This window comes from Streptomyces sp. JNUCC 63, from assembly GCF_054366325.1.
On the sequence record NZ_CM135963.1, the window covers coordinates 119,779 to 145,231 of the forward strand.

A 25,453-nucleotide genomic window follows, 5' to 3' on the forward strand; every position below is an offset into this window, starting at 1 on the left:
GTATCGGTGCGTGCCGGGGCTGTCTCAGTCCTGGTCGGCCAGTCGCAGGAGGGTGGTGGCCAGGACGTCGATGCCGTGGGCGCATGCCTCGGGGGTGGAGTACTCGCGGGGGTTGTGACTGATGCCGTCGTATTCGCCGCGTACGAAGATCATGGCGGTCGGGCAGAGCGCGGCGATCTCCTGGGCGTCGTGTCCGGCTCCGGAGAGCAGGGAGATGTGCTCCAGGCCGTGGTCGTCGGCGGCCTGCGCGATGGTCTTCCGCACGCCCTCGTCGAAGGGGACGTAGGCGGTCCTGGCCATCCGCCGGGTGGTCAGCGACAGGCCCGGCCGGCTGTTCTCCAGGTCCCGCAGGAACGCGGCGAGGGCTTCCTCGGCGCGGGCCATCCGGGCGTCGTCGGGGTTGCGCAGGTCGACGGTCAGTTCGGCGCGGGCCGGGACGATGTTGGTCAGGTCCGGGTGGACGACCAGATGGCCGACGGTGGCCCGCAGGTCCCCGTACCGGCCCGAGTCGACCAGCGCCCGCAGGTGGACGATGATCTGCGCGGCGGCGAGGCCGGCGTCGGCGCGCAGGTGGGTGGGGGTGGTGCCGGCGTGGGCGGCGCGGCCGTGGATGGTGATCTCCTGCCAGGAGATGCCCTGTACGCCGGTGACGACGCCGATCCCGACGTCGTTCTCGGCGAGGACGGGGCCCTGTTCGATGTGGCATTCGACGTAGGCGTGCGGCGGGGCGAGGCGTACGTCGACGGGGCCGTCGAAGCCGGTGCGGGCGAGTTCTCCGCCGAGGGTGAGGCCGTCCCGGTCGGTCAGGGCGTGGGCGTACTCCAGGGACAGGCGGCCGGCGGCGACGGCGCTGCCGAGCATGTCGGTGCCGAAGCGGACGCCTTCCTCCTCGGTGAAGACGCCGACCTCGATCGGGCGGCGGGTGGTGATGCCGCGTTCGTCGAGGGTGCGGACGACTTCGATGCCGCCGAGGACGCCGAGGCAGCCGTCGAAGGCGCCGGCGGTGGCGACGCTGTCGATGTGCGAGCCGGTGAGGACGGGGGCCGCGGCGGGGTCGGTGCCCTCGCGGCGGCCGTAGATGTTGCCCATCCGGTCGACGCGGACGGTCAGGCCGGCCTGTTCCATCCAGGTGATGACCTGGCGGCGTCCGGCCGCGTCGGCGTCGGTGAGGGCGAGACGGTTGACGCCGCGCAGGCCGGTGCGCTCGTCGTCGTACGCGCCGATCTCGGCGAGGTCCATCAGCGACTGCCACAGGCGGTCGCCGTTGACGGTGATCCTGTCGGGGGTGGGGCTGGTCATGACGTGCCTCCCGGCGGTTGTCGGTGACGGTGGGGCGGGATGGGGTGGGTGGCTCGTGGCGTGTGCGGATCAGCCGGCCGCGGTCGCGACCGCGAGACCGCAGCCGGCCGGCGCGGCGCCCGTGGTCCGCCCGAGCGCGCGGCGGGTGGCCACCGCCATGTCCGGGCCGGGCACGACGGTCGGCAGGCCGAGGACGGTGAGCGCGGCTGCGCGGTGGGGCAGCACGCTGCCGGCCTCCTCCTGGTCCCATCGATCCGCTGCGGCGTGATGAAGGTGCGGTGGTGCACGGCGGGGGTCTTCCAGGTGTCGTCGTGTTCAGTGATCGGCGCTGGAGTGCGGGTTGGCAGCCGTGCCCTCGGTGCTCAGCAGCACGACCACCGAGGTCGCGTCGAGCCCCAGTGCCGTACGGCGTTCTTCGGTGCCCGTGCCGGTGAGTACCGCGCGGAGACCGGCGAGCGACGCGGCCCCGCAGGGGCCTGAGGAGACGCCGAGGGCCGCGAGGCGGGTGGCGGCGCGTGCGCTGTCGGTGTCGGAGACGGCGACAGCGGCGTCCAGTCCGCCGTGCAGGCAGGGCCAGGCGATGCTGGAGGGGGTGCCGCAGTTCAGTCCGGCCATGGTGGTGTCGCCGGTGGTGACGCCGACGGGTTCATCGAGGGTGAGGCTTTCGAGGACGCAGGCCGCGGTGTCCGGTTCCACCGACAGCAGCGCCGGAGCGCGTCCGGAGGGGAGGCTGCGGTAGTGGGTGACGACGGCCTGGGCCAGGGATCCCACTCCCACCGGTATGGAGACGAGGTCGGGTCCTTCGGCGGCCCCTTCGGCCGTCAGCTGCTCGTCGATCTCGGCGCAGAGGGTGGAGTAGCCCTCGACGATCCACCCCGGGATCTGTTCATAGCCCGGCCAGGCGGTGTCCTGGACCAGGATCGCGTCCGGCGCGGCCGCCTCCTCGGCCGCCCGGCGCACGGCCTCGTCGTACGAACCCGGGACCTCGGTGACCTTCGCCTGCTCGGCGACGATGGCCGCCACGGCCCGCGGATGCACGCCCTGCGGGACGAAGACGTGGGCGTGCTGCCCGAGCCGGCGTGCCATGCGGGCCACCGCGCGGCCGTGGTTGCCGTCGGTGGCGGTCACCAGGATGACGGGGCCCGGGTCCCTGCCGCTCGCGGCACGCTCGGCAAGGGTGCGGTGGACCGCCCAGGACGCGCCCAGAGCCTTGAAGGCGGGCAGCCCCAGACGGCACGACTCGTCCTTGACGAAAACCCGGCCGAGACCCAACTCTGCTGCCAACGGCGGTAGTTCGGTCAGGGGGGTGGGGGCGTAGCCGGGCAGCGCGGCATGGAAGTCCCGTATCCCGGCGGGCGCGGGGTCACACCGCCAGGTGCGGGCGCCGGGGCGCGCACACCACGGCAGCGTACGGACGGAGGATGCGTTGTCGGACACACGATCAGGGTCCGATGGGCTCCTACGGTCGGTCCAGCGAATGTTTTCGACCCATACTCATCGGAGAAACCGACTGTTGAGCGTCGCTCCGCAACGGTGAGGAGAGCGGGCCGGTGATGTTCGATCTGCACCGACTGCGCCTGCTGCGCGAGCTCAAGCACCGCGGCACGCTGGCGGCCGTCGCCGCCGCCCTGTCCTACGCGCCCTCATCCGTATCCCAGCAGCTCTCGCAGTTGGAGGCGGAGGTCGGCGTCCCGTTGCTGGAGCCGGTGGGGCGGCGGGTGCGGCTGACCGAGCAGGCCGAGATCCTCGTCGCCCACACCGAGGCGGTCCTCGAACGCCTGGAGCGCGCGGAGGCGGAGATCGCCACCTCCCTGACCGACCTGACCGGCACACTGCGCATCGCCTCGTTCCAGACGGCCGCCCTGGCCCTGGTCCCGACCGCGCTCGGCCTGCTGCGCGACCTGCACCCGCACCTGCGCGTCCACGTCACGCACATGGAACCGGAAAAGGCCCTTCCCGCTCTGCACGCCCGCGACTTCGACCTGGTCCTCGCCGAGGAATACCCCGGCAATCCCAACCCGCGGCCGGCCGGACTCGAACAGGAGGACCTGCTCGACGACCCTCTGCGCCTCGCCCTGCCGAAGCCGGTCGGCGGATCGGACACCGAAGGCCCGTTGGCGGCGCTGCGCTCACTGGCGGACCACCCCTGGGTGATGGAACCCGAAGGCACGGCCGCGCGGCACTGGGCCATGACCCTGTGCCGCAGCGCCGGCTTCGAACCCGACGTACGGTTCGAGACCACCGACCTCCTGCTCCACCTCCGCCTCGTCGAGCAGAAACACGCCGCCGCGTTCCTGCCCGACCTCGTCTGGACCGGACAACCTCCGACCGTGCCCCTCCGGCAACTCCCCCGCGGCCGGCGCACACGCCGCATCTTCACCGTCGTACGCCGCAGCCGGCACCCCGCCGTCCTGGCCTGCCGGAACGCCCTTCTGCGCGCGGTCAGTCTGCACTCCGGCCAGGCATAGGGCAGTACCGAGGACTCGGTTTCGAGCAGGTCGGTTCCGTGCCGGGGCCCGTTGGCCAGATGGTCGTGGTGATCTTGCGGCGTGGAGACTTGCACCTGCTCGTAGACGCTCCGACAGGGCTGCCGTTTCCCGGGTGTGGAGCCGCGGGACCTCGAAGCCGTTGAGCGTCCGGCTCAACGTGCCGATGGCTGCCGGCCTCGCGATATGCCGATGTCCGTACGGCGGGACTGCTGTCCGTCTGCCCCTGGTGGCGCCGGACGGCAGAGCCCGGACCCGCCGTTTCCCCACGCCATGGGGAGACTGTCGCCGGAAGGCCGGTGCGGCCAGTGCCGCACGTCATGCCGGCAGTCGGCTCGGCATCCGGTGAAGCCGATGCCGGTGACGTATTCGGACCGGCCCCGGTTGGCCCATGCCTCGACGATGCGGTCCCGGTGAGGGTTCCTCACCCGGTCCCTGCCGCGCTCCCCGACATGGTGCCGGATGTGTCAGGTCGGTGCCGAGACTGCGGGTTGTGCGTGAAAGTTTCGACACCTCAGACGTTCTTTGCCAAAGCGGTGATGCAAATAACCGGTTCGCAAATCAGCACATTCATGGGTCATACCGATCTTCCACCGGGGAATTCTTGCGTCGGCTCCGGCACCGGGGAACAGCCGCTCCACCCCGACGGTTTTATGATCGTTAACGAACTGCTCCCCTCATGCCTGCACCCTGTCGCCAGAGGCTCCCGGCAACCGCGACACAACTGGTTGTCCGGGCCGCATGACAGCGACATGTGTGAAGAAAGGTGAATACCATGGTCCTCGGACTGCTCCGCCGGCGGCGCTCTCACAGCGCCTTCGGTGCCGCGCCGGGCCTTTCGATCCCCCTGCCGCCCGGTGCGGGGGCGTTCGGCTGCGCGGTCGTCGATCCCATGGAGCAGCCCATGGGGGGAGCCGAGGTCACGGTGACCGCCCTGGACAGCCACCGTGTCGCGGCCCGCGGCACCACCGATCCGTACGGCTTCTTCATGGCGACGCTGCCACCGGGCTCCTACAGCGTGATGACCGCGGCCGAGGGCCTGTCACCTGCCCGCCGCACCGTCGACATAGCCCCCGGTGTGGCCCTTCCCCCGGCACGCATCGCGTTGGAGCCCTCGCGTCAGCTGGAACTCCCGCCACCCGGCACCTGGTTGTTCGACCCGCCGCACACCGCGATCCGCTTCATCGCCAAGCACGTGGGCATGGCCCATGTCCACGGCCGTTTCACCCGCTTCGACGGCGGCATCCGCGTCGCGCAGAACATGGCCGATTCCCGGGTCTCGGTGCGCATCGACGCCTCCAGCATCGCCACGGGCAACAAGACCCGTGACAACCACCTGCGTTCCGCCGACTTCCTCGACGTCGAGCGCTACCCGTACATCGACTTCACCAGCACCCGGTTCGTCTACCGCGGCGGCTCCAAGTGGACGCTGCACGGCTCGCTCACCATGCACGGCATCAGCCGCTCCGTCGGCCTCGACACGACGTACCTCGGAACGGTGAACGGCGGTTACGAACAGGAACTGCGCTGCGCGGCCCTCGCGAAGGCGGAACTGCACCGCGAGGACTTCACCCTCAACTGGCGCTCGATGCTGGCCCGCGGCATCGCGGTCGTCGGACCCACCGTCCAACTGGAACTGGACGTACAGGCGATGTACCACACCCCCGAAACGCCCACGCCCCCGGAGTAGGCGAACGGGCCGGACGCCGGTCTTAGTGCTGCGTTCCTCAAGGTGGGCGTATGTTCGGTAGGGGGCGTGGGCAGGAGGGCGCCATGCCGAAGTTCCTGTATGCGCGGCCGCCGGCCGATCCGGTCGAGGAGCGGAAGGTCCGCAAGCTGGCCGGGGCCCGGCATGCGCCGGGCGACTGGATCCTGCGGGCCCGGATGATCGAGGCCAGCTGGCGGGGGCTGCACACCACGGCGATCGCCGCCGAGTTGGGCTGCCACCCGCAGACGGTGCGGGAACGGCTGGCGCGGTTCAACGCCGAGGGCATCGACGGGCTCGGCGACCGGCCGATCAGCGGGCGCCCCCGCCGGCTGACCGAGGCCGAGCGCTCGGCGATCATTGCCCTGGCCCGCAGCGACCCGCCCGGGCGCCCGGCGCCCGGCCCCGACGGCGCCCTTCAGGCCGCCGACGAGACCGGAGCGCCGACCTGGACGCTGGATACGCTCACCGAGACAGCCCGGGCCGACGGTATCGACGTGCACCGCAGCCAGGTGCGCAGGATCCTGCTGGCCGAGCAGGTGCGCTGGCGCCGTACCCACTCCTGGGCGACCAGCAAGGACCCCGACTTCGCCCCAAAAGAACGGCGGTCGTCGGGCTCTACACCGACCCGCCGCCGCGCTCCACGGTGATCTGCGCCGACGAGCTCGGCCCGGTCATCCCGCGCACCTTCGCCCCCGCGCCGGGCTGGTCCGTGGGCGGGCACCGGATCAAGGCGCCGCTGGAGTACGCCCGCGGCCGGGAGAAGACCTGGGTGTACGGGGGCCTGCGCATCCGCGACGGCCAGGAGGTGACCTTCTGCGCGCCGCGGCGCAACACCGCCGGCTGGCTCCACCTGCTGCAGGAGATCGCCCGGGCCAACCCGCGGGGCCAGGTCTACGTCGTCGCCGACAATCTCTCCAGCCACACCAGCGGCCCCATCCGCCGGTGGCTGAGGAAGCATCCGAGGGTCCATCAGGTCTTCATCCCCGTCGGCGCGTGCTGGCTGAACCTGGCCGAGGGGTGGTGGCGGATCTTCCGCAAGACCGCTCTGGCCGGGCAGACCTTCGCCGACCCCGACGAGATCGACCAGGCCACCCGCCTGGCCACCGCCCAGCTCAACGCCCGTGCCAAACCATGGGTTTGGGGACGCTCCCCGCCACCGCACCGCCGACTACGCCGGAAGTTCGTCTACCGGCTTTGAGGAACGCAGCATTAGAGGTTCTAACAAAATGGAACATTTGCGCTAACCTGGAGATTCTGGTGCGGATCCGCTCTGGCCAGGAGGTGCGCGATGTCTCGCCCCAAACCCTGGGAGATCGACGACGCCCTGTGGGCGCTGATCGAGCCGCTGCTGCCGAAGATCGAACGCCGCTCCGATCATCCAGGCCGCAAGCGGCTGGACGACCGCCGTGTGCTGCAGGGCATCCTGTTCGTGCTGCACACCAATATCCAGTGGGAGTGGCTGCCGCAGGAGCTGGGTTTCGGCTCCGGGATGACCTGCTGGCGCCGGCTGCGGGACTGGAACGAGGCCGGTGTCTGGCACCAGTTGCAGGAGGTCCTGCTGGCGAAGCTGCACGGCGCCGACCAGCTGGACTTCTCCCGGGCCGCAATCGACTCCTCCCACGTGCGTGCCCTGCGGGGCGGCCCAAAACGGGCCCGAGTCCGGTCGACCGCGCCCGGCCGGGCTCGAAGCACCACCTGATCTGCGACGGGCGCGGCACCCCCCTGGCGGTGACGCTCACCGGCGGCAACCGCAACGACGTCACCCAGCTGGTCCCGCTGCTGCAGGCGGTCCCCGAGGGGCGGGGGCGCCGCGGGCGGCCCCGGCACCGGCCCCGGCGGCTGTACGCGGACCGCGGCTACGACCACGACCGCTACCGCCGCAAGGTTCGCACCCTGGGCATCACCCCGGTCATCGCCCGCCGCGGACAGCCCCATGGATCCGGACTGGGCATCCACCGCTGGGTAGTTGAACGCGGGTTCGCCTGGCTGCACGGCTTTCGCCACCTCAGGATCCGCTGGGAGCACCGCGACGACATCCACGAGGCCTTCCTGCAGCTCGCTACCTGCCTCATCCTGTACCGGCGCGTACGAGCACTCTGTTAGGACCTCTTACGGCGGATCTCCCCCGGACCGGCCTCCCGTGCGGGCCGCCCGGCTCCAGCAGCGCGTCAACCCGGTCGGCGGACCGCGACCTGAACTGGGACAGCGGCCCGCGCGCCGGGCTCCGTCGGCTGCCGGCAGGACGTCGACTCGCCGCACTGGCCCGGCAGTTCGGTCGCCGCGGTCTGCGCCGAGCTCTGCCGGGTGCTCCCGGAGCCGATGCTCCGCGGGCCGGAGACGCTCACATCGACCGGGGCGAGGCGCACCGTGCCGAACGCGTGGCGCCGTGCGGTACCGGACCGGTGTCTGGCCATGCCTGCGCCGCGCAGCAGAAGCAGAAGCAGAAGCAGTCCGGCGTAACACGGGTCGGCGGCGACGCCGTCGGCGCGGGCGGCGCTGCGGTCCACCCGCAGGATCTGCCGATCCTCGCGGTGACAACCTTCATGTCCGTGCCTGCGAGCGTGCGGCGGGCGAGGCGGGCTCCGCCTCCACGGGCACAACGGCTTCGCCGGTGTACACGAGGAAGGTCAGCGTCTCCTGGAAGTACAGCTGGATGCTGTGCTCGTCGTGCGACAGGTAGCCGATCGACACGTCCTGGCCGAGGCGCAGTTCGAAGTCGCCGCCCCGGGTGGACAGCAGGAAGGCCCCGTCGATCGCGGGTGCCCAGACGATGTCGCCGTCCAGGAGCCGGGCCATGTGCTTGATGACGGGGTATCCGTAGTCGGAGGTCTCGCTGACGGCGGTGTACGCCTGCGCGCTGAGCGCCAGCGTGTACGGCCCGCCGACACCCGCCAGCCGCAGTGCGCTCACGGCCTTGCTGACGAGCGTCGGGTACTCGCGCACCTCGGCCGGGACGGTCAGGGCCCGGTTCGACGAGCTCGCGCGCAGACCTGCGATGCCGACGGCGGCGCAGCCCTCGAACACCGCCCGGTCCTCGGCGAACGCGATCCGCCGCGCCGCGTCCTTCACCGGCTGCCAGTCCGCGTCCTTGGCCCCGCGTTCGACGTCGTCCACCTGCTGCCGGTCCACGGTGAACGGCACCCGCAGCTCCACCAGGGGCTGAAAACCGCGGGTACGGGCCATGACCCCGTCGGCCGGGGCCTCGACGTCGTGAAGATGACCGGTCCCCACGCCGGACAGCTCGGCACCGCCCGGCTCCGGAACGTCGACGACGCGGCGGGCCGCCACATGGCGGGTGAACGTGCGTCGCGCCTCCTGCTCCATGTCGGCCCACGCGGCGGAGGAGATGGGCGCCAGTTCACGGTGCAGATTGTTCATCGGCGGTACCCGCCTTCTGTCGCGTCCGCAGCCCGCCGACGCCCAGAGAGCCGTCCACGGGCGGAAGCCGGTCCGCAGGCGCGGGCTCGGTGTCGGCCGTCTCGCGCGGGCCCGGCGGATCGGGAAGATCGTCCAGGAAGTCGCTGCTGGGCACGTAGAACAGCGAACCGGTGACCGGCGTGGAGAAGTCCAGGATGCGGTCGTGGGACGCCGGTGGAGCGCCCAGGAACATCCGCTCCAGCATCCGCTCCGTCACGGTCGGACTACGGGCGTATCCGATGAAGTACGTGCCGAACTCCCCTTGCCCGACGGTCCCGAAGGGCATGTTGTCACGCAGGATCTCGTGCTTCGTACCGTCCGGATCCTCGATCGTGGTCAGGGCCACGTGCGAGTCGGCCGGTTTGACGGCGTCGTCCAGTTCGACGTCGGACAGCTTCCTGCGCCCGATCACCAGTTCCTGCGCCTCGACCGGAAGCGCGTTCCAGGCCTGCAGATCGTGCAGGTACTTCTGCACGATCACATAGCTGCCCCCGGCGAACTCGGGATCCTCCTCGCCGATCAGCACGGCGGCCCTCGCCGCCGGACCCGTCGGATTCTCCGTGCCGTCGACGAAGCCGAGGAGGTCACGCACGTCCAAATACTTGAATCCATGGACCTCGTCGCGCACGGTTGTGACACCGCGGAGCCGTTCCATGATCTCGGAGGCCAGCGCGAAGCACAGGTCCGTGCGGGCGGCCCGTATGTGGAACAGCAGGTCACCGGGTGTCGACACCGCTCGATGCCGCGTTCCGGCCAGCTCGCGGAAGGGGTGCAGGTCCGCCGGACGCGCCCCGGCGAACAGCCGTTCCCATGCCTCGGAGCCGATGCCGACGACCACGCCCAGCCTCCCGTCCGGCGCGGCATGGAAGCCGACGGCCCGCTGCAGCCCGTTCAGGTCCGACAGCAGCTCCCGTGTGGCCGGTTCACCACCCTCGTCAATGGTCACGACCAGGAAGATCGCCGCAGCCGTCAGCGGGGAGAGCACCGGCTGGGGAACCGGTTCCTGGGAGTGTGCGCCCATGGGCCACACCCTTCCTCGCGGTCGGTCACGGGTGTGCAGTGCCTGCGAAGCGCTTGCCCGTCCACCGTAGAGCGGCCCCCCGGCACCCGCCACCGCACCTCGACGGCACGCGGGTCCGCACAGACCGAGCAGGCCGATACTCCGCCGGTCACCGTGGAGCCCGGTACCGCTGGGCGTCGGCGAAGGGCGGCCGCCCACGTGCTGTGTAAGCCGGACGCCACGATTCCGACACGGAAGGACAACCAGTTCCGAGCGGCTGCTTCCCGGACCCTTCACGGCGGACGGCTCGCGAGCTGTTCCACCGTTCGGAGCACGGCGTCGCCCGCGGAGTTGCGCCGCCGACCGGCTGGGCACAGGCTCGTGGATGTGCCGACGGGCGGGACCGAGGGCCCGCCCGCTGCGGGAAGCGGATGGAGGAATGGTTCATGGCGACGTGCGAAGTCTGCGGCAATGACTATGAGTTGGCCTTCGAAGTGCGAGCCGCCGGAGAGGTGCACGTATTCGACAGCCTGGAGTGCACGGCCCAGCGCCTGGCTCCGATCTGCGACAACTGCAACTGCCGGATCCTGGGCCACGGGCTGCAGGCGGACGGACAGTTCTTCTGCTGCGCCCACTGCGCACGGCAGAAGGGCCACGCCCAACTGGTCGACCACGCCTGACACGACAACAACCGCGGTACTGACAGGCTCCGCGCGGCCCGGCCCCGATCCGCGGCAGCGCTCGGGGACCGCGGTGATCCGCGAGGGGCCGACCAGTACAGGCCGAACCAGCGTTGCGGAGGATGCTGTAATGGAGGAGCACTTCGTCTGGGTGACGACACGTCGTCTTCGGCCGGGCACGTTGGAGGAGTTCGAGAGGGCGTGGCGCCCCGACCCCTACCCGCAGGGCCTGCTCCGCTCCTACGCCTACTGGTCCGACGACGGACAGGAGGTCACCGGGGTGTCGTTCTGGTCCTCCCAGGAAGCATGCGAGGCCTGGCGGGGCTCCGAGCAGGAGGAGCAGCGGCGTGCGGCCATGGCCCCGTACGTCGTCGAGGAGGAAGAGGGCTTCTACCGCGGCCGTGAACTCGCCGTCCCCCAGCGGTAGCGCCCCGGGACAGGACCGGTCAGTCGATCGGGCCGCGGGGGCTGGTGTGGGTCAGGCTCACAAGGTTCAGCAGGGCCCGGCGCAGCGTGTCGTCGTCGACGTCGGCGTTGAGGCCGATGCGTACGCCGAAGGCGGTGTGCCGTCGGCTGGTGGTGTACTCGTCGCCGGGTGAGACCAGGACGCCGGCGTCGCGTGCTGCCGCGGTGAACTGGCCCACGCTCCATGGTTCGGGCAGGGGCAGCCACAGGTGGGGGGCTGCCGGGTCGGCCCGGACGCCGAGGTCGGCGAGGATCTGCGTGGCCATCGCATTGCGGCTCCGCACAGCGGTGCGGCGGGCGGTGACGATCTTTTCGGCGGTGCCGTCGTCCACCCAGCGGGTGAAGACCTCGCCCAGGAGCGGAGCGGTGAGCCAGGTGGTCGCCCGCACGGCGGCCGCCAGAGGGGGACGGGCCCCTTCGGGCGCGGCGACGACACCGACCCGCAGGCCCAGGGCGAGCACCTTCGCGGTGCTGGTCACGTAGCAGGTGCGGTCCGGCAGCAGGGCGGCCACCGGGTCGGGGCGCCGGGCGGCCAGAGGGCCCAGCGGGTCGTCCTCCAGCACCCACACCTTCGCCCGGCCGCACACCTCGGCGAGAGCGGCCCTCCGGGCCGGCGGCATGGTGCGGGCGCCGGGGTTGGCCAGCGTCGGCTGCAGGTGCACGAGCGCGACCCGGCCGGTGGCACAGACGTCGGCCAGCGCGTCCGGGAGCATTCCGTCCTCGTCGCTGTCGACGGCGATGACCGGCAGGGACAGCTGCCGGGCCGCCGCGATGAGGCCCGGATTGGTCAGGGGCGTCGTGGCCACCCCGCCCGGTACGGCGAGGGCCAGCAGCAGGGCGGTGAGGGCGTGCTGGGCGCCCGATGTCAGCAGGATGCGCTCGGGCGGCGGCCGGAAGCCCGCGTGGGCGGCCCAGGTGGCCGCGGCGGCGCGGTGGGCGGGCAGGTCCTTGCTGTGCTCGGTGGCGGTCACCGACCGCAGTGCGCCGGGGTCGGCGGCCAGTGTGCTGAGGGTGGTGCCCAGCATTGCCGCGGGGTCGACGCTGTCGGTGATCGGCGGGTGCAGTGAGGCGAGGTCGATCTCGGTGGACGCCGGGGCGTCGGCCAGCCCGAAGCCGGCGCGTACGAAGGTCCCCCGTCCGACCTCGCCTGTCACCAGGCCGCGGCGCTCCGCCTCCGTATAGGCGCGGGCGACGGTGCCCACCGTCACACCGAGCGTACGAGCCAGGTGCCGGTGGGTGGGCAGACGCTCCCCCGGGCGCAGCCGGCCGCGTGCGATGTCACCGGCCAGCACGTCCGCCAGCCCCACGTACGTGGGACGCCCTTCGGGCAGCGGGCCCGGAACCCACTGGCTGTGCGGCACTGCCATCACCTCACCGGTTCATTCACCGCCGTATTGGATCCGCGTGAAGCGGATTGACACCCTAGCACGTCGACCAGAACACCCCCTTGATCACAGCCAGGGCAACTGGAAAAGGTGCTGGGCAGCCCACAGCCGTCACTTCTTGGAGGCCCACGACCGGACCCCGGATTGACACCATCGACTCGCCGATTGACACCATTCTGCTGCTCCTTCTAGGGTGTCAATCCTTCGACTCTCCGGAAGGACGACAGACCATGCGATGGCACCCGGTGTGGTCCCACCACGGATTCCGCGCCCTGTGGGCGGCGTCCGGGGTCAGCCTGATCGGTACGCAGGTATCCGTGCTCGCACTCCCCCTGACGGCACTCATCGCGTTGCACGCCTCGCCCACCCAGGTAGCCCTGCTCACGGCAGCCGGCACGGCCCCGTTCCTGCTGCTCGGCCTGCCGGCGGGAGCCTGGGTGGACCGCTGGCCGCGGCGGACTTTGATGGTGTTCTGCGATGTGGGCCGCGCCGTACTGCTGGCCACCCTCCCCCTCGCCCAGCTGGCCGGTGTGCTGACCATGGTCCAGCTGTACCTGGTCGCGCTGGGTCTGGGCACCCTCAGCGTGTTCTTCGACATCGCCTCCCTGTCGGTGCTGCCGGCGCTGGTCGGCGCCGATCGGATAGCGCCCGCCAACGCCCGGCTGGAGGTGGTGCGGGCCGCCTCCCAGACGTCGGGTCCGGCCCTCGGCGGCGCTCTCGTCCAAGCGCTCACCGCTCCCCTGGCACTGGCGGTGGACGCGGCGAGCTACGCGGTCTCCGCACTCCTGCTGCGCGGCCTGCCGCCGGTCGCCTCCCCACCGCGCCCCGCCCAGTCCGGCGGCCTGCTGGTGCAGATTCGCGCCGGGCTGCGGTTCTGCCTGACCCACCCCTACATCCGCCCGCTGGCCGTCGGCGCGGCATGGCTGAACTTCTGGACCGAGGGGCTGCTGGCCGTCTTCCTCACCTACGCCGTAAGGGAGTTGCGGCTGTCCGCCGCCACGGTCGGCACCGTCCTCGCGGTGGCGGGAATCGGCTACCTGGCCGGCTCGCTGCTCGCTCCGCGGCTCAACGCCCGGATCGGTGTCGGGCCCGCCATCGTGGTCGGGGCCGCTCTCAACGCCGGCTTCCTGCCGGCCGCCTGGGCACCGCGCACCGGGACCACCGTCTGGCTCCTGCTCGGCTTCACCGTGACCGCCGTCGGCGTCAGCATCTGGAATGTGAACGCCGTCAGCCTGCGCCAGGCCACCACGCCGGACAGCCTCCTGGCGCGCATGAACGCGGCGAACCGCTTCCTGATCTGGGGCACCATGCCGCTCGGTGCCGCCGCCGGCGGCCTCCTGACCAGCTTCTTCGGCCTGCACCCCGCCGTGATCATCTGCGCGCTGGCCGCGCCCGCGTGCGCGCTGCCCGTACTGTTCTCGGCCGTACGGAAAGTGACCGCCATGCCACAGCCGCCCGCACCCGCCCACTCCGCGCCCACGACCGACCGGAGCTGCGACACGCCGGAGCACGCCGCCCAGCACTGACACGCGGGCTGCCCTGTGGGCCGATGCCATGACGTCGGCCCGCCTGCCCCCGGCCGCATGGCCGGCAGTTCTCTACGGGCAGGTCTCCCCGAACTTGACCGCTGTGAGCGTCACTGGCTGTCCCTTCAGTTCGGTGCCCGCGTTCGGGGTCTGGCCGCACACTTGCCAGTTGCTTTCCACCAGCACCCACCGGCCCTGCGACGAGGCGTCCTTGACGGTGAACGAGGTGCTGGAATCGAGGGCGGCGCGAGCGGTCTTCACCGACTTGCCTGTGAAGTCGGGCATCTTCCCTCCGGCCGCCGACGGCTCGGGCCGGTCCTTCGCGGGACAGGACTCCTCGAGTTTCACCGCGCCGAAGTCCAGCTTCGTGTCGGTCGGGACCGTGCGACCGGCAGCCACGTTCTGGCTGCAGACCTTCCAGTTCCGGTCGAAGACCTGCGCCCGGCCGCGCCCCAGGGCGTCGTGCGACGTCAACGCGTAGAAGCCCAGTTCCTGGGCGGCGTCTTGAGCGGACTGCAATCCCATGCCGACGAAGTGGGGAACCTTGGCTCGCTCCGTCACGGTCGGTTTGTCGTCCTGGGTGGGCACGCCGCCGGCCGTGGTCGCGGACCGCACGGGCGTGGGAGTGCTGCTGCTGGGGGAAGGGGCCGGGTCCGTCTGAGCGCAGGCTGCGAGTACGCCGGTGGCGGCGCACGCCAGGACAGCGTTGATGACGCGGGTTCGCATGGATTCCCCCGGGTGGTGCCAGTACAGGAGGAACAGGATAGGTCGCCCATGCAGGACATGTGAACTCAGGTCACCCGGCCGTGACCGAACCGCGGGCCGCCCGCCTCGCCCACCGGCGACGATGGACCGTGCCGGCCTTCATCACGAAGTCGACGTGGCCGATGGCCTCGATGTCGTCGAAGGGGTTGCCGGGCAGTGCGACGAGGTCCGCCGTCGCGCCGGGTTCGATCCTGCCCAGGTCGGGTCGCTTCAGGAGTTCGGCGGCGACGCTGGTCGCGCTGCGCAGGGCTCGTAGGGGTGTGATGCCGGACTCGACCATGGCGGGGAACTCACGCCAGTTGTTCTCGTGGGGGAACATGCCGGCATCGGTGCCGAAGGCGATGCGCACCTCGCTGGTGGCCACGTTCCGGGTGCTCTCGCGCAGTTGGCCGGCGTAGCGGGTGAACTTCTCGCGCTCGGCGGGGTCCTTGCCCTGCCAGTAGGTGTCGTCGTCGAGGTGGTCCAGCGCGTCGACGACCATGAACTGGGTGGGCACGAGGAAGACTCCGCGCTCCTCCATCAGCGACAGGGTGCGGGTGGAGGCGAGGTTGCCGTGTTCGACGGAGCGGACTCCGGCCCGTACGGCGCGGGCCACTCCCTCGTCGCCGTAGGCGTGCGGGGTGCAGGGGATGCCGAGGTCGCCGGCGGCGGCCACCAGCGCGTTCATCTCCTCCTGGGTGAAGGTGACCTGTTCGGGATCGTCGGCGGGGGTGGCGAACCCTCCGGTGGCGCCGAACTTGATCCAGTCGGCGCCCGCGCGGATGTCCTCGCGCACGGCCCGCACGACCGCGGCGGAGCCGTCGGCGAGCGCTCCGATCTCCCGGTCCAGGGAGGAGGCGAGCAGCGTGGAGAAGTCGCCGTGTCCTCCGCGGGAGGAGATCAGGTGCGGGGCGACGATCATGCGAGGGCCGGCGACCAGGCCACGGGCCACGGCGTCGCGGAGGTGGAGGGTGATCGGCTCGCCCGCGAACGTGGCCAGGTCACGCACCGTGGTGAAGCCTCGGTCCAGCAGGGTTCGCAGAACCGGGAGGGTGCGCAGTGCGATGGCGACGGGAGAGTCCGAGACGAAGGCCTGCAGCAGGCGTGCGGGGTCGATGGTGGTGTGCACGTGGCAGTCGATGAGGCCGGGGAGCAGCATACGGTCTCCGAGGTCGATCACCTCCGCGCCGCTGCGGTCGACACTCGGCCCGACCTCAGCGATGCGTCCCCCGCGGACAGCTGCTTCGACACGGCCACCCGGCCGCTCGGCGAGCCCGTCCCACCACTGGGCCGCGACCAGGACCACGTCCGTGTTGGCGCCTTTTCCTGTCATGTTCCCCGACCCTTCGCCTTGCGGTCATCGGACTCCCCCACATAAGGAATATGGGTCCGGCCACCGGGTGGCGCATCCGCATCGAACGCCATGGAGTGATCGCCGTATGAACGCCGTCGCCCTGCGACCGGCCACCCCGGCCGACAGCGCGTTCTGCTTCCACCTGCACAAGGCCGCCCTGGGCGACTATGTCGCGGCGGTCCGGGGTTGGGACGACGAGGACCAACGGGCTTATCACGAGCGCAAGTTCGATCCCGAGCGGTGGCAGATCGTCACCGTCGACGGGGTCGACGCGGGCGTATTGGTCGTCGAGTACCGCGCGACCGAGGTCTACCTGGAGCTGATCGAACTCCATCCCCGCCACCAGGGGCGAGGCATCGGTGCCCGGCTGATCCGGTCCCTGATCGACACCGCGGCCCAGCGGGGCCGGGCTCTCGTTCTTGACGTGCTGGCGGTCAATACCCGTGCCCAGGCCTTCTACCAGCGGCACGGTTTTCGAGAGGTGTATCGGCACGGGGAAGACGGCAGGAAGATCCGCATGCGCTTCAGCCACCGGCAGACCAGCGAGTGACGCGCCGGCTTGGGCCTGCATCCCTCCCGGTGGGCTGATGGCTCGGGCGGCGGTGGCCTCCGTCGGCCTTGCGCCGGTGCTGCTCGTCTGCGGGGCGGCGCACGGGAACGGCCGCCCGAGGAACACGCTCAGCCGGTCCGTGGGCGTCTCACGGCGTGGCGTTCGCCGTGCCCACGTACTCCAGGGCGGCCACGACCAGCGCCCGGACGCCCGTGTCCAGTGCGGACCGGCGAACCGGGGCGAACCGGGGACTGTGGTTGACCGGGACGTCCTGGTCGACCGTGCCGCGTTCCACCGCCGCCCGGTAGGTGTCCGGGTCGATCCCGCCGATCCCCCAGTACGTGAACGGGGTCCCCAGCGCGCGGGGGACGTCGCTGAAGTCCTCACTGGCGGACATCAGGTCGCTCGTGCCGTGGCGATCCCCGAAGTACGAGGAGAAGGCCCCGGCGATGCGCGTGGTGACGCCGTCGTCGTTCACGGTCGGCGGGAACCGGCTGGTCTCCTTGAAGTCCGGCTCGGCGGTGGCGCCGGAGGCCTCGCACTCGGCCCTGACGATCCGCCGGACGGAGTCCAGCACCCGCTTGCGGGTCGCGTCGTCGTACGTGCGCACGTTGAGCTGGATCTCGGCGGTGTCCGGGATGACGTTGCCGGTCGTACCGGAGTTGATGGCGCCCACGGTGACGACGGCCGGTGTGGTGGCGGCCAGTTCGCGGGAGACGATCGTCTGCAGCCGTACGACGGTCATGGCGGCCATGACCACGGGGTCGACGGCGGCCTGCGGCGCGGAGCCGTGGGCGCCGCGGCCGTGCAGGGTGACGGTCAGGCTGTCGGCGGCCGAGAGGAAGGAGCCGGCACGGGTGCCGACGTGTCCGGCAGGGAAGGGCAGGACGTGCTGGGCTAGGGCGACATCCGGTTTCGGGATCAGGTCGGCGAGCCCGTCCTCGACCATGCCGCGCGCGCCGTCGCCCGTCTCCTCCCCCGGCTGGAACAACGCGATCAGCGTGCCGGCCCACGCCCGCTCAGAGGCCGCCATCAGCCGGGCGGCCCCCAGCAGGCAGGTGACGTGCACGTCGTGCCCGCACGCGTGCGCGACCGGCACGGTGGCGCCGGAGGCGTCCTGGGCGGTGACCGTGCTCGCGTACGGCAGCCCTGTGTTCTCCTTGACGGGGAGGGCGTCCATGTCCGCGCGCAGCAGGACGACCGGGCCGTCGCCGTTGGCCAGGACACCGACGACGCCGGTGCCTCCGACGCCCTCGTGGACCTGGTAGCCCCAGGACCGGAGCCGTTCGGCCGCTTTCCCCGCCGTCCGGTGCTCCTGGTGGCTGAGCTCCGGGTGGGCGTGCAGGTCCTCGTAGACGCGCTCCAGGTCGGACCGGATGCCGTCGAGCCCGTCCAGGACCGCGGAGGCCGCGCCGTGGCGGCCGTTCTCCGACATGGTCATGATCGGTTGCCTCGCTCTCTCATGAGCCTTGTCCGTGTCGCCGGATCCGGTCGAGCCCGGACCGCGGCTTCCAGTTGCGGCCGCCGGGCAGGACCCACGACTTGCGCAGGGCGGTGAGCCGAAGGACGGTGCCCACGGCGATGCCGACCACGATGCCGAGAGTGGGGACCTTCAGCTCCGCGCAGATCACGAGAACCGCGCTGACGAGGAGGGCGACGGACGCGTAGAGCTGGTTGCCGCTGAAGATGCCCGGAGTGCCGCCCAGCAGCAGGTCGCGAACCGCTCCCCCGCCCACCGCCGTGATCATGCCGAGCAGCACGGCCGGCAGCCAGCCCAGCCCGGCGTCGAGGGTCTTCTGCGCGCCGGCGACCGCCCAGAAGCTGAGAACGGCGGCGTCGAGCGCGTTGAAGGGGCAGCGGGTGGTCTGCTTGCCCACGTCGAAGAGGAAGGCCAGCAGGGTGCCGGCGAGGGCGGTGGGGATGTAGGCGTAGTCGGTGAGCGCCACGGGGGTGCCGTGCTGCAGCAGGACGTCGCGGATGATGCCGCCGCCCAGCCCGGAGACGACGCCGATGGCGAGGTACCCGAACAGGTCGAAGTCGCGCCCCCGGGCGAGCACGCCGCCGAGCAGGCCGTTGGCGAAGACGCCCGCCAGATCCAGTCCGCGTGTCACCTCCGCCACGCCCCCCGGGGAGAGCCAGTTGGTCATGGCCCCGTCTTCCTTCCTCCGCTCCTCCAAGTGAACTGCACGGGCCGATCGGGCGCCTTCCGGCGGCGGGAGCGCTGATCCGCGCGGAGGAGTACCCAAAGCGGTACGGCGCAAGCGCGCACGTCGGGACTCGGCCACAGGAACGACGCAAGGCCACTACGGTGGGAACATGCCTGGCGGCGTGGTGACGCTGTTCCTGTGCGGCGACGTGATGCTCGGTCGTGGCGTCGACCAGATCCTCGCGTGCCCCGGCGACCCCGCCCTGCGGGAGGGCTGGATCCGCGACGCCCGGGCCTACGTCGAACTGGCGGAGGCGGCGAGCGGGCCGATCCCCGCCCCGGTCCCGCCGGCGTGGCCGTGGGGCGAGGCCCTGCGGGTACTGGAGGCGGCTGCCCCGGACGTACGGATCGTGAATCTGGAGACCTCCGTGACGCTCGGTGACGCGTTCGCTCCGGGCAAGGAGGTCCACTACCGGATGCACCCGGCCAACGTTCCCGCCCTCACGGTGGCCCGGCCCGACGTCTGTGTCCTGGCCAACAACCACACGCTCGACTTCGGCCGTGCGGGGCTTCTGGAGACACTCGACTCGCTCAGCGGTGCGGGACTGCGGGCGGCGGGCGCCGGCCGGGATGCCGGGGCGGCGTACGCCCCGGTGGCGTGCCCGGTCGCGGACGGCGCCCGGGTGCTGGTGTCCGCGCTGGGGATGACGTCCAGCGGCATACCGCCGAGCTGGGCGGCGACGGCGGGGCAGGCCGGTGTCGCGTACGTCCCCGAGCCGACGGCAGCGGCGGCCGCCGAGGTCGTCGAGCGCATACGGCGGGTCAGGCGTCCCGGGGACCTCGTGGTCGTCTCCGTGCACTGGGGGTCCAACTGGGGATATCACGTCCCCCGGGACCAGATCCGCTTCGCCCGCGCGCTGGTCGACGGCGGTGTCCACGTCGTCCACGGGCACTCCTCGCACCACCCCCGCCCCGTCGAGGTGTACCGCGACCGGCTGATCCTTTACGGCTGCGGCGACTTCATCGACGACTACGAGGGCATCTCCGGTTACGAGGAGTACCGCGACGACCTGCGGGTCGCCTACCTCCCCTCGGTCGAGGCGGACACGGGGCGGCTGACGGAGTTGCGCATGGTGACACTGCGCGCCCGGCGGATGCGGCTGGAGCCCGCCGCCGAGGAGGACCGGGCATGGCTGCGGGCGACCCTCGGCCGGATCAGCCCGGGGGTGACCGTCACCGCGGGGCCGGGCGGCGTGCTGAGAGCGGTGGGTGTGTGAGGAGAGGGAGGTGGGTAGCCGCACCGATCGGATGCCTCTCCAAGGAGGAAAAGGATGACGAAGAAGCTGATGCGGCATATCGCGACCACGGGCGTTTCCGCCGTGGTCGTCGGTGGCGCTCTCCTCGCCGGCGGCGGCCCCGCGGCGGCGGCCGGCCCCCAGGCCGCCGGGCACACCAACGCCCGGACACCCGTGGCCGACACCTCTCACCGCGTCTCCGAGGACCGCCCGGGCCACCAGCATGTGGATCCCTGGGTCGCGGACCAGCTGGCCTGGTTCTACCCCTCGGCCGCGAAACGACTGGCCGTCTACGATCCCTGGGTCAAGGACCAGCTGGCGCTGTTCGCGCCCGGGACCGGCACCCGCGCCGGCTGAGGGGGACGGTTGTCCGCCGTTCGGCCCCAAGCGCGCCGCGGCCGCCGTCTTCCGCGGTATGGCTGAGACATGGCCGGTATCGAACTGCGCAGCACGGCATTCAACGATCACGCGCTGATCCCGCGACGTTACGCACGGGACGGCGAGAACGTCTCTCCGCCGCTGTCCTGGTCGGGGGTGCCCGACGACGCCGCGGAGCTTCTCCTGCTCTGCGAGGACCCCGACGCGCCCACCGGCACGTTCGTGCACTGGCTCGTCACGGGCATTTCCCCGGCCGACGCCACCCTCGACGCGGGGCAGTCGCCTCCCGGCGGCCAGGTCCGGGCCAACGGCTGGGGGGACAGGGACTGGGGCGGTCCGCACCCGCCGGCCGGTGACGAGGCCCACCGGTACTTCTTCCGCCTCTACGCCCTGCCGGAGCCGGTGTCCCTTCCCGACGGCGCCACCGCCGACGACGTGCACCGCGCGGTCGACGCGGCGCAGCTGGCCAGCGGCACCGTCGTCGGGATGTATCAGCGCTGACCGGCGCCCACGCATGACTGTGGCCGCGGGCGGTACTCGGCGACCACGGTGTCGTGACCGTTGGGCTGGGAGGGTCGATGGCTGACCCCAGCGCCGTGGGTGAGGCTGTGACACGGGTCGAGGACGGCCCCCTGCTGTCGGGGCGCGGCCGGTTCGTGGCCGATCTGCGCGTGCCCGGGTGCGCGGAGGCCGTCTTCGTGCGCAGCGCGGTGGCGCACGGCCTGGTGCGGACGGTGGACCTGGGCGCGGCGCGGCAGGTCCCCGGTGTGCTGGGCGCGTGGTCGGCGGCCGACCTCGCCGACGTGCCCCGCGTACCGGTGATGATGGACCCGGAGGTGACCCGCGACCGGCCCTGGCCCGCCCTCGCCACGGACCGTGTCCGGTACGCGGGCGAGCCTCTGGCCGTGGTGGTGGCCGGGAACAGGTATCTCGGCGAGGACGGCCGGGACGCCGCCCGCGTGTCGATCGACGCCCTGCCCGCCGTACTCGACCCCGATCGGGCCGCCCTCGACGAGGTTCGCCTGTTTCCGGGCGTGTCGAACGTGGCCATGGAGACCATCGTCGGGGAGCCGGTCGATCCGCGGGTGTGGGACCGGGCGGCGGTCGTCGTCGAGGCGGCCTACCGGCATCCGCTTCTGTGCCACACCTCCCTGGAGGCCCGCGCGATCCTGGTCCGGCCCGACCCCGGTGGTGGCATCACCGTGTGGTGCTCCCACCAGGCACCGCACCGGTTGCGCGACGACCTGGCCGGCGCCCTGGACCTTCCGGGCGGGCGGGTGCGCGTGGTGGTGCCCGATGTCGGCGGGGCGTTCGGCGGCAAGAGCGAGACGTGGCCGGAGTACCTGGTGGTGGCCCTGGCCGCGCTCCGGCTGGGGCGTCCGGTGCGGTGGGTGGAGGACCGTGCGGAGGCGCTGACGGCCGCGCCGCGCGGGCGTGGGCAGAGCCAGTGGGTGCGGCTCGCCGCGGACGCCGACGGCCGCTTCCTGGCACTGGAGATGCGTACCGACGCCGCTGTCGGCGGGTATCCGCACACCGGCTCGTTCCTGCCGGAAGTGACAGCGAGGATGGCCTGCGGCGCCTATGCCGTTCCCCGCGTCGGCGTACGGGCGCGGGCCGTGCTGACCACGACCCCGCCGCTGTGCCCGTACCGTGGTGCGGGCCGGCCGGAGGCCGCCTACGCGGTGGAGTGCACCGTCGACGCGCTGGCACGCCGCCTGGACATGGACCCGGCCGAGGTGCGCCGGCGCAACTTCGTCCCATCGGACGCCTTTCCCTACGACACGCCGACCGGTTTCCGGTACGACAGCGGGAACTACGCGGCGGCCCTGGAGCTGGCGCTGAAGACCGCCGACCACGCGCGGTGGCGCGCGGAACAGGCCCGCCGCCGGGACCGGGGCGGCGCTCCGCTGGGCCTGGGCATCTGCACCTATGTGGAGCGGTCCGGCGTGGGCGGCGAGTTCGGGGCCGTCGAAGCGCACCCGGACGGCTCCATCACCGCGACGTCGGGCTGCTGCTCGACCGGGCAGGGGCATGCGACCAGCTTCGCCCAGGTGGTGGCCGCCGAGCTCGGTGTGGACCGGCACCGGGTGCGTGTGGTGGAGGCGGACACGGCCGTCGTGCCACGGGGCGTGGGGTCCTTCGCCTCCCGCTCCCTGCAGAGCGGCGGCGAGGCACTGCTGCGGGCCGCCCGGGACCTGGTCGCCGAGGCCCGAAGCCGCGCGGCCGCCCTGACCGGCCTGCCCGCCGGCGCGGTCGTCCTCGAGGGCGGGGTACTGCGGGCGGGCGGCCGGACCTTCACGCCGGCGGAGCTCGCCGCGGACCGCCCCCTGCGTACCGAGGTTCAGGTGGAGCCCCCGCAGGCGTTCCCCTTCGGGGCCTACGTGGCCGTGGTCGAGGCGGATCCCGGGCTCGGCACCGTCCGGGTGCTGCGGCTGGTCGCCGTGGACGACTGCGGCACCGTGGTCAATCCGCTGGTGGTGCGCGGGCAGACGTACGGATCGATCGCCCAGGGGCTGGGCCAGGCGCTGTACGAGGCGGCCGTGTACGACGCCGAGGGCGTGCCCCGGGCGGTGTCCCTCCTGGACTACCTGCTGCCCACCGTGTCGGAGATGCCGGAGGTGGTCCTGGAGGAGACCCGCACGCCCAATCCGCACACCCGGCTGGGTGCCAAGGGGGCCGGTGAGGCGGGCTGCATCGGCACTCCGCCCGCCGTCGTCAACGCCGTCGCCGACGCCCTGCGCATCGACCCGTCCGCGCTGGAAATGCCGCTCACCCCCCAGGCCTGCTGGGAGGCGGGCCGGTGAAGCCCGCGCCGTTCGAGTACGCCGCGGTGAGCTCGCGGGAGGAGGCGCTGCGGGAACTGGCCGCCGCCCCGGAGACGACCCGTGTGCTGGCCGGCGGGCAGAGCCTGGTGCTGGAGATGAACCACCGCGCCGTACGTCCCGCCCGGCTGGTCGACATCAACCCGGTGCCCGGCTTCGACCGGCTGAGGATCAGCCGTACGCCGGATACAGGGGCGTGGCTGCGCGTCGGGCCGCTCGTCCGCCACCGTGCCTTCGAGCGTCCGGTGGAGGCGGGGCCGCTGGGGCGGCTCCTGGCCCGTACGGCCCACTTCATCGCCCACCCGCCGATCCGCGCCCGCGGCACCATGCTCGGCAGCCTGGCCTACGCCCACCCGACCGCCGAGTGGCCGACGCTGGCCGTCACCCTGGGCGCGGAAGTGGACCTCGCCCATGTCCACGGCAGCCGCACCCTGCCCGCCGAGGACTTCCTCACCGGGGCCTTCGGCACCGCCCTGGCCCCGGGGGAACTGCTGATGCAGGCGCGCTTCCCGCTCCTGCCCGCGGCGACCGGCGTGGCCTTCGTGGAACACCGGCGCACCGGCGCGAGCTTCGCCCAGCTGTCCGTGGCCGCCGCCCTGCTGGTCGAGGAGGGCGTCGTCGTCGACGTGCGGCTGGGGCTGGCCGGTGTCGCCGCCCGGCCCGTGCGGGCCCGGGACGCCGAGCACGTGCTGGTCGGACGGCCGCCGAACGAGCGGGCGATCACCGCGGCGGCAACGGCGGCCTCGGCGTACGTGGCCGATCCGCCGGCCGATGCCCACGCGGGCGTCGCCTACCGGCGCCATGCGGCGCGGGTCCTGGTCCGGCGGGCACTCGGGCAGGCCCTCGACGACATCAGCGACATCGTGGAGCGGTCATGAGGATTTCCCTGACGGTCAACGGCGAGGAACGGCACCTGGAGGTCGAGCCCCGGCGGACCCTGGCCGACGCGCTGCGGGAGGACTGCGGCCTGACCGGCACCCACCTGGGATGCGAGCAGGGCGTGTGCGGGACGTGCACGGTGCAGGTGGACGGTGCCGCGGTCCGCAGCTGCCTGATGTTCGCCGTCCAGTGCGACGGCCGTGCCGTGCGCACCGTCGAGGGCCTGGCCCCGGCCGACGGAACCCCCCATCCCCTGCAGACGGCCTTCACCGCCGAACACGCCCTGCAGTGCGGCTTCTGCACCCCCGGCTTCCTCATGCTGGCCGCGACCGCCCTGGAGGACGACCCGTCCCTCGCCCACGACCCGGAGCGGCTGCGTGAACTGCTCACCTCCAACCTGTGCCGCTGCACCGGTTACGAGGCGATCCGCCGCGCCGTACGACGCGCGGCGGGCGCGGCCCCCGCCCCCGGCTGAACGCCGGGCTTCTCGCTCACGTGGACGTACGGCACACCTGGCGGGCTCCCGCCGGCCGGGAGCCCGCCGGGGTGCGGCGGTGGAGGACCGTGCGTCCGGAACGGGCCCGGGTGACGAGACCTGCCTGGTGCAGTACGCCCAGGTGGTAGGAGACCGTGGCCGGGCTGAGGTAGTGGCGTTCGGCGAGTTGCGTGGTGGAGGCCGGGCGTGTCAGCGCCGTGAGCAGGCCCGCGCGGGTGGGGCCGAGCAGCCTGGCCGGCTCGGCGGACAGCGGTGCCGGAGCGGTGGCCCGGTCGCGTACGGGGTACGCCACCATGGGCGGCCCGCGTCCGCCGCACACCGGGTCCACGGCGACGGCCGGCCGCGCCGCCACCAGTGACGGCACCACGATCACCAGGGGCACGGCCGGCTCCACGGTGAACCGGCTGTCCACGCGCAGCGTGCCGCCGGACCACGCGATGCCGGGATGCAGCGAGTTGAAGAGGCCGGCCGCGCCGTGCCGGGCCAGCACACCGGCGCAACGGTCGACCTCCGCCTCGAGGGCCGCCTTGGCTATCTCCCAGTGCGGGGCGAAGGCCAGGTCCCGTAGCGCCGCGGTTCCTCCGCGACCTGCCGGGCGACGTACGCGCCGCCACGCGCCATGGCCCGCCGCACCTGCGGGGGCAGTTGGGCCAGGGCTGCTTCCGCCTCGGCCTGCCAGCCGACGAAGTCGAACGGCCGCCATCGGTACAGCTGGGGCGAATGCACGTCTCGGCAGACAAAAGCAACGTGTGTACAACCCCGAACACTCAAGCTGCAGAGAGAAGCCGCAGGCATCCGAGGAGAACCCGTGGATCGGGATGCC

28 protein-coding genes are annotated in these 25,453 nt (G+C 72.2%); 15 read left to right on the forward strand and 13 right to left on the reverse strand.

Annotation, left to right across the window (positions count from 1 at the left end; all coding sequences use genetic code 11):
- Positions 1-24 precede the first annotated feature (24 nt).
- The 3 genes from ACX25U_RS00505 to ACX25U_RS00515 form a co-directional block, all read right to left on the reverse strand.
- The gene (locus ACX25U_RS00505; protein ID WP_454387976.1) at positions 25-1,299 is read right to left on the reverse strand and encodes a M20 family metallo-hydrolase; all 1,275 of its coding nucleotides are present in this window, start codon (positions 1,297-1,299) and stop codon (positions 25-27) included.
- A gap of 69 nt (positions 1,300-1,368) precedes the next feature.
- The gene (locus ACX25U_RS00510) at positions 1,369-1,524 is read right to left on the reverse strand and encodes a hypothetical protein (RefSeq protein WP_454387978.1); all 156 of its coding nucleotides are present in this window, start codon (positions 1,522-1,524) and stop codon (positions 1,369-1,371) included.
- A gap of 90 nt (positions 1,525-1,614) precedes the next feature.
- On the reverse strand, positions 1,615-2,736 hold the full coding sequence (locus ACX25U_RS00515; protein ID WP_454387980.1) for a diaminopropionate ammonia-lyase: 1,122 nt from the start codon (positions 2,734-2,736) through the stop codon (positions 1,615-1,617).
- A gap of 116 nt (positions 2,737-2,852) precedes the next feature.
- On the opposite strand from ACX25U_RS00515, the gene ACX25U_RS00520 reads away from it, so the two are divergent.
- From ACX25U_RS00520 to ACX25U_RS00540, 5 genes are all read left to right on the forward strand, one after another.
- Positions 2,853-3,767 (forward strand): LysR substrate-binding domain-containing protein, encoded by a 915-nt coding sequence (locus ACX25U_RS00520; RefSeq protein WP_454387982.1) that lies wholly within the window; start codon positions 2,853-2,855, stop codon positions 3,765-3,767.
- Between the two features lie 793 nt (positions 3,768-4,560).
- Positions 4,561-5,475 carry a YceI family protein gene (locus ACX25U_RS00525; protein WP_454387984.1) on the forward strand — a complete coding sequence of 305 codons (915 nt, stop codon included), beginning with the start codon at positions 4,561-4,563 and terminating at the stop codon, positions 5,473-5,475.
- Positions 5,476-5,558: 83 nt separating this feature from the next.
- On the forward strand, positions 5,559-6,140 hold the full coding sequence (locus ACX25U_RS00530) for a helix-turn-helix domain-containing protein (protein WP_454387986.1): 582 nt from the start codon (positions 5,559-5,561) through the stop codon (positions 6,138-6,140).
- On the forward strand, positions 6,053-6,691 hold the full coding sequence (locus ACX25U_RS00535) for an IS630 family transposase (protein WP_454394744.1): 639 nt from the start codon (positions 6,053-6,055) through the stop codon (positions 6,689-6,691). The genes ACX25U_RS00530 and ACX25U_RS00535 overlap by 88 nt, the downstream gene beginning before the upstream one ends.
- A gap of 90 nt (positions 6,692-6,781) precedes the next feature.
- A protein-coding gene (locus ACX25U_RS00540; RefSeq protein WP_454387988.1) for an IS5 family transposase occupies positions 6,782-7,596 on the forward strand; the annotation gives its coding sequence in 2 pieces (ribosomal slippage) (positions 6,782-7,139 and positions 7,139-7,596; 816 coding nt in all).
- Between the two features lie 65 nt (positions 7,597-7,661).
- Here ACX25U_RS00540 and ACX25U_RS00545 read toward each other — a convergent pair.
- Genes ACX25U_RS00545 through ACX25U_RS00555 form a run of 3 tightly spaced genes read right to left on the reverse strand, consistent with a single transcriptional unit; the run spans position 7,662 to position 9,931 of the window.
- Positions 7,662-8,000, reverse strand: a complete 339-nt coding sequence (locus tag ACX25U_RS00545; protein WP_454387990.1) for a hypothetical protein — start codon at positions 7,998-8,000, stop codon at positions 7,662-7,664.
- 34 nt (positions 8,001-8,034) lie between these two features.
- Positions 8,035-8,871: a family 1 encapsulin nanocompartment shell protein gene (locus ACX25U_RS00550; RefSeq protein ID WP_454387992.1), complete on the reverse strand. Its 837-nt coding sequence runs from the start codon at positions 8,869-8,871 to the stop codon at positions 8,035-8,037.
- Complete coding sequence (locus ACX25U_RS00555) at positions 8,852-9,931, reverse strand: Dyp-type peroxidase (protein WP_454387994.1); 1,080 nt, start codon at positions 9,929-9,931, stop codon at positions 8,852-8,854. Before ACX25U_RS00555 ends, ACX25U_RS00550 begins: the two co-directional genes overlap by 20 nt.
- 425 nt (positions 9,932-10,356) lie before the next feature.
- Here ACX25U_RS00555 and ACX25U_RS00560 point away from each other — a divergent pair, with 425 nt between their 5' ends.
- Positions 10,357-10,590, forward strand: a complete 234-nt coding sequence (locus ACX25U_RS00560) for a hypothetical protein (protein WP_454387996.1) — start codon at positions 10,357-10,359, stop codon at positions 10,588-10,590.
- Between the two features lie 130 nt (positions 10,591-10,720).
- Positions 10,721-11,017 carry a hypothetical protein gene (locus ACX25U_RS00565; RefSeq protein ID WP_454387998.1) on the forward strand — a complete coding sequence of 99 codons (297 nt, stop codon included), beginning with the start codon at positions 10,721-10,723 and terminating at the stop codon, positions 11,015-11,017.
- Between the two features lie 19 nt (positions 11,018-11,036).
- On the opposite strand, the gene ACX25U_RS00570 is transcribed toward ACX25U_RS00565, so the two are convergent.
- The gene (locus ACX25U_RS00570; protein WP_454388000.1) at positions 11,037-12,422 is read right to left on the reverse strand and encodes an aminotransferase-like domain-containing protein; all 1,386 of its coding nucleotides are present in this window, start codon (positions 12,420-12,422) and stop codon (positions 11,037-11,039) included.
- A gap of 248 nt (positions 12,423-12,670) precedes the next feature.
- Here ACX25U_RS00570 and ACX25U_RS00575 point away from each other — a divergent pair, with 248 nt between their 5' ends.
- Positions 12,671-13,966 (forward strand): MFS transporter, encoded by a 1,296-nt coding sequence (locus ACX25U_RS00575; protein WP_454388002.1) that lies wholly within the window; start codon positions 12,671-12,673, stop codon positions 13,964-13,966.
- Positions 13,967-14,038: 72 nt separating this feature from the next.
- On the opposite strand, the gene ACX25U_RS00580 is transcribed toward ACX25U_RS00575, so the two are convergent.
- Complete coding sequence (locus ACX25U_RS00580; protein ID WP_454388004.1) at positions 14,039-14,692, reverse strand: PASTA domain-containing protein; 654 nt, start codon at positions 14,690-14,692, stop codon at positions 14,039-14,041.
- 70 nt (positions 14,693-14,762) lie between these two features.
- A complete protein-coding gene (locus ACX25U_RS00585; RefSeq protein WP_454388006.1) occupies positions 14,763-16,043 on the reverse strand; it encodes an amidohydrolase family protein in 1,281 nt (426 codons plus the stop codon).
- 106 nt (positions 16,044-16,149) lie between these two features.
- Between ACX25U_RS00585 and ACX25U_RS00590 the strand changes: the two genes are divergently transcribed.
- Positions 16,150-16,614 (forward strand): N-acetyltransferase family protein, encoded by a 465-nt coding sequence (locus ACX25U_RS00590; RefSeq protein WP_454388008.1) that lies wholly within the window; start codon positions 16,150-16,152, stop codon positions 16,612-16,614.
- Between the two features lie 148 nt (positions 16,615-16,762).
- Here ACX25U_RS00590 and ACX25U_RS00595 read toward each other — a convergent pair whose 3' ends face one another.
- Positions 16,763-18,055 (reverse strand): amidohydrolase, encoded by a 1,293-nt coding sequence (locus tag ACX25U_RS00595; protein ID WP_454388010.1) that lies wholly within the window; start codon positions 18,053-18,055, stop codon positions 16,763-16,765.
- Positions 18,056-18,074: 19 nt separating this feature from the next.
- Positions 18,075-18,761, reverse strand: coding sequence for a trimeric intracellular cation channel family protein (locus ACX25U_RS00600; protein ID WP_454388012.1), 687 nt, complete (start codon positions 18,759-18,761; stop codon positions 18,075-18,077).
- Between the two features lie 169 nt (positions 18,762-18,930).
- On the opposite strand from ACX25U_RS00600, the gene ACX25U_RS00605 reads away from it, so the two are divergent.
- The 6 genes from ACX25U_RS00605 (at position 18,931) to ACX25U_RS00630 (ending at position 24,609) form a co-directional block, all read left to right on the forward strand.
- A complete protein-coding gene (locus ACX25U_RS00605) occupies positions 18,931-20,037 on the forward strand; it encodes a CapA family protein (RefSeq protein ID WP_454388014.1) in 1,107 nt (368 codons plus the stop codon).
- Between the two features lie 54 nt (positions 20,038-20,091).
- Positions 20,092-20,412, forward strand: a complete 321-nt coding sequence (locus ACX25U_RS00610; RefSeq protein ID WP_454388016.1) for a hypothetical protein — start codon at positions 20,092-20,094, stop codon at positions 20,410-20,412.
- 69 nt (positions 20,413-20,481) lie between these two features.
- Positions 20,482-20,934, forward strand: a complete 453-nt coding sequence (locus tag ACX25U_RS00615) for a YbhB/YbcL family Raf kinase inhibitor-like protein (RefSeq protein WP_454388018.1) — start codon at positions 20,482-20,484, stop codon at positions 20,932-20,934.
- A 77-nt stretch (positions 20,935-21,011) separates the two neighbouring features.
- Entirely contained in the window at positions 21,012-23,237 is a 2,226-nt protein-coding gene (locus ACX25U_RS00620) for a xanthine dehydrogenase family protein molybdopterin-binding subunit (protein WP_454388020.1), read from the forward strand.
- On the forward strand, positions 23,234-24,133 hold the full coding sequence (locus ACX25U_RS00625; protein ID WP_454388022.1) for an FAD binding domain-containing protein: 900 nt from the start codon (positions 23,234-23,236) through the stop codon (positions 24,131-24,133). Before ACX25U_RS00620 ends, ACX25U_RS00625 begins: the two co-directional genes overlap by 4 nt.
- Positions 24,130-24,609, forward strand: a complete 480-nt coding sequence (locus tag ACX25U_RS00630; protein ID WP_454388024.1) for a (2Fe-2S)-binding protein — start codon at positions 24,130-24,132, stop codon at positions 24,607-24,609. The genes ACX25U_RS00625 and ACX25U_RS00630 overlap by 4 nt, the downstream gene beginning before the upstream one ends.
- 16 nt (positions 24,610-24,625) lie before the next feature.
- Here ACX25U_RS00630 and ACX25U_RS00635 read toward each other — a convergent pair whose 3' ends face one another.
- The gene (locus ACX25U_RS00635) at positions 24,626-25,120 is read right to left on the reverse strand and encodes an ArsR/SmtB family transcription factor (RefSeq protein ID WP_454388026.1); all 495 of its coding nucleotides are present in this window, start codon (positions 25,118-25,120) and stop codon (positions 24,626-24,628) included.
- A 41-nt stretch (positions 25,121-25,161) separates the two neighbouring features.
- On the reverse strand, positions 25,162-25,356 hold the full coding sequence (locus ACX25U_RS00640) for a hypothetical protein (RefSeq protein WP_454388028.1): 195 nt from the start codon (positions 25,354-25,356) through the stop codon (positions 25,162-25,164).
- Positions 25,357-25,453: the final 97 nt, after the last annotated feature.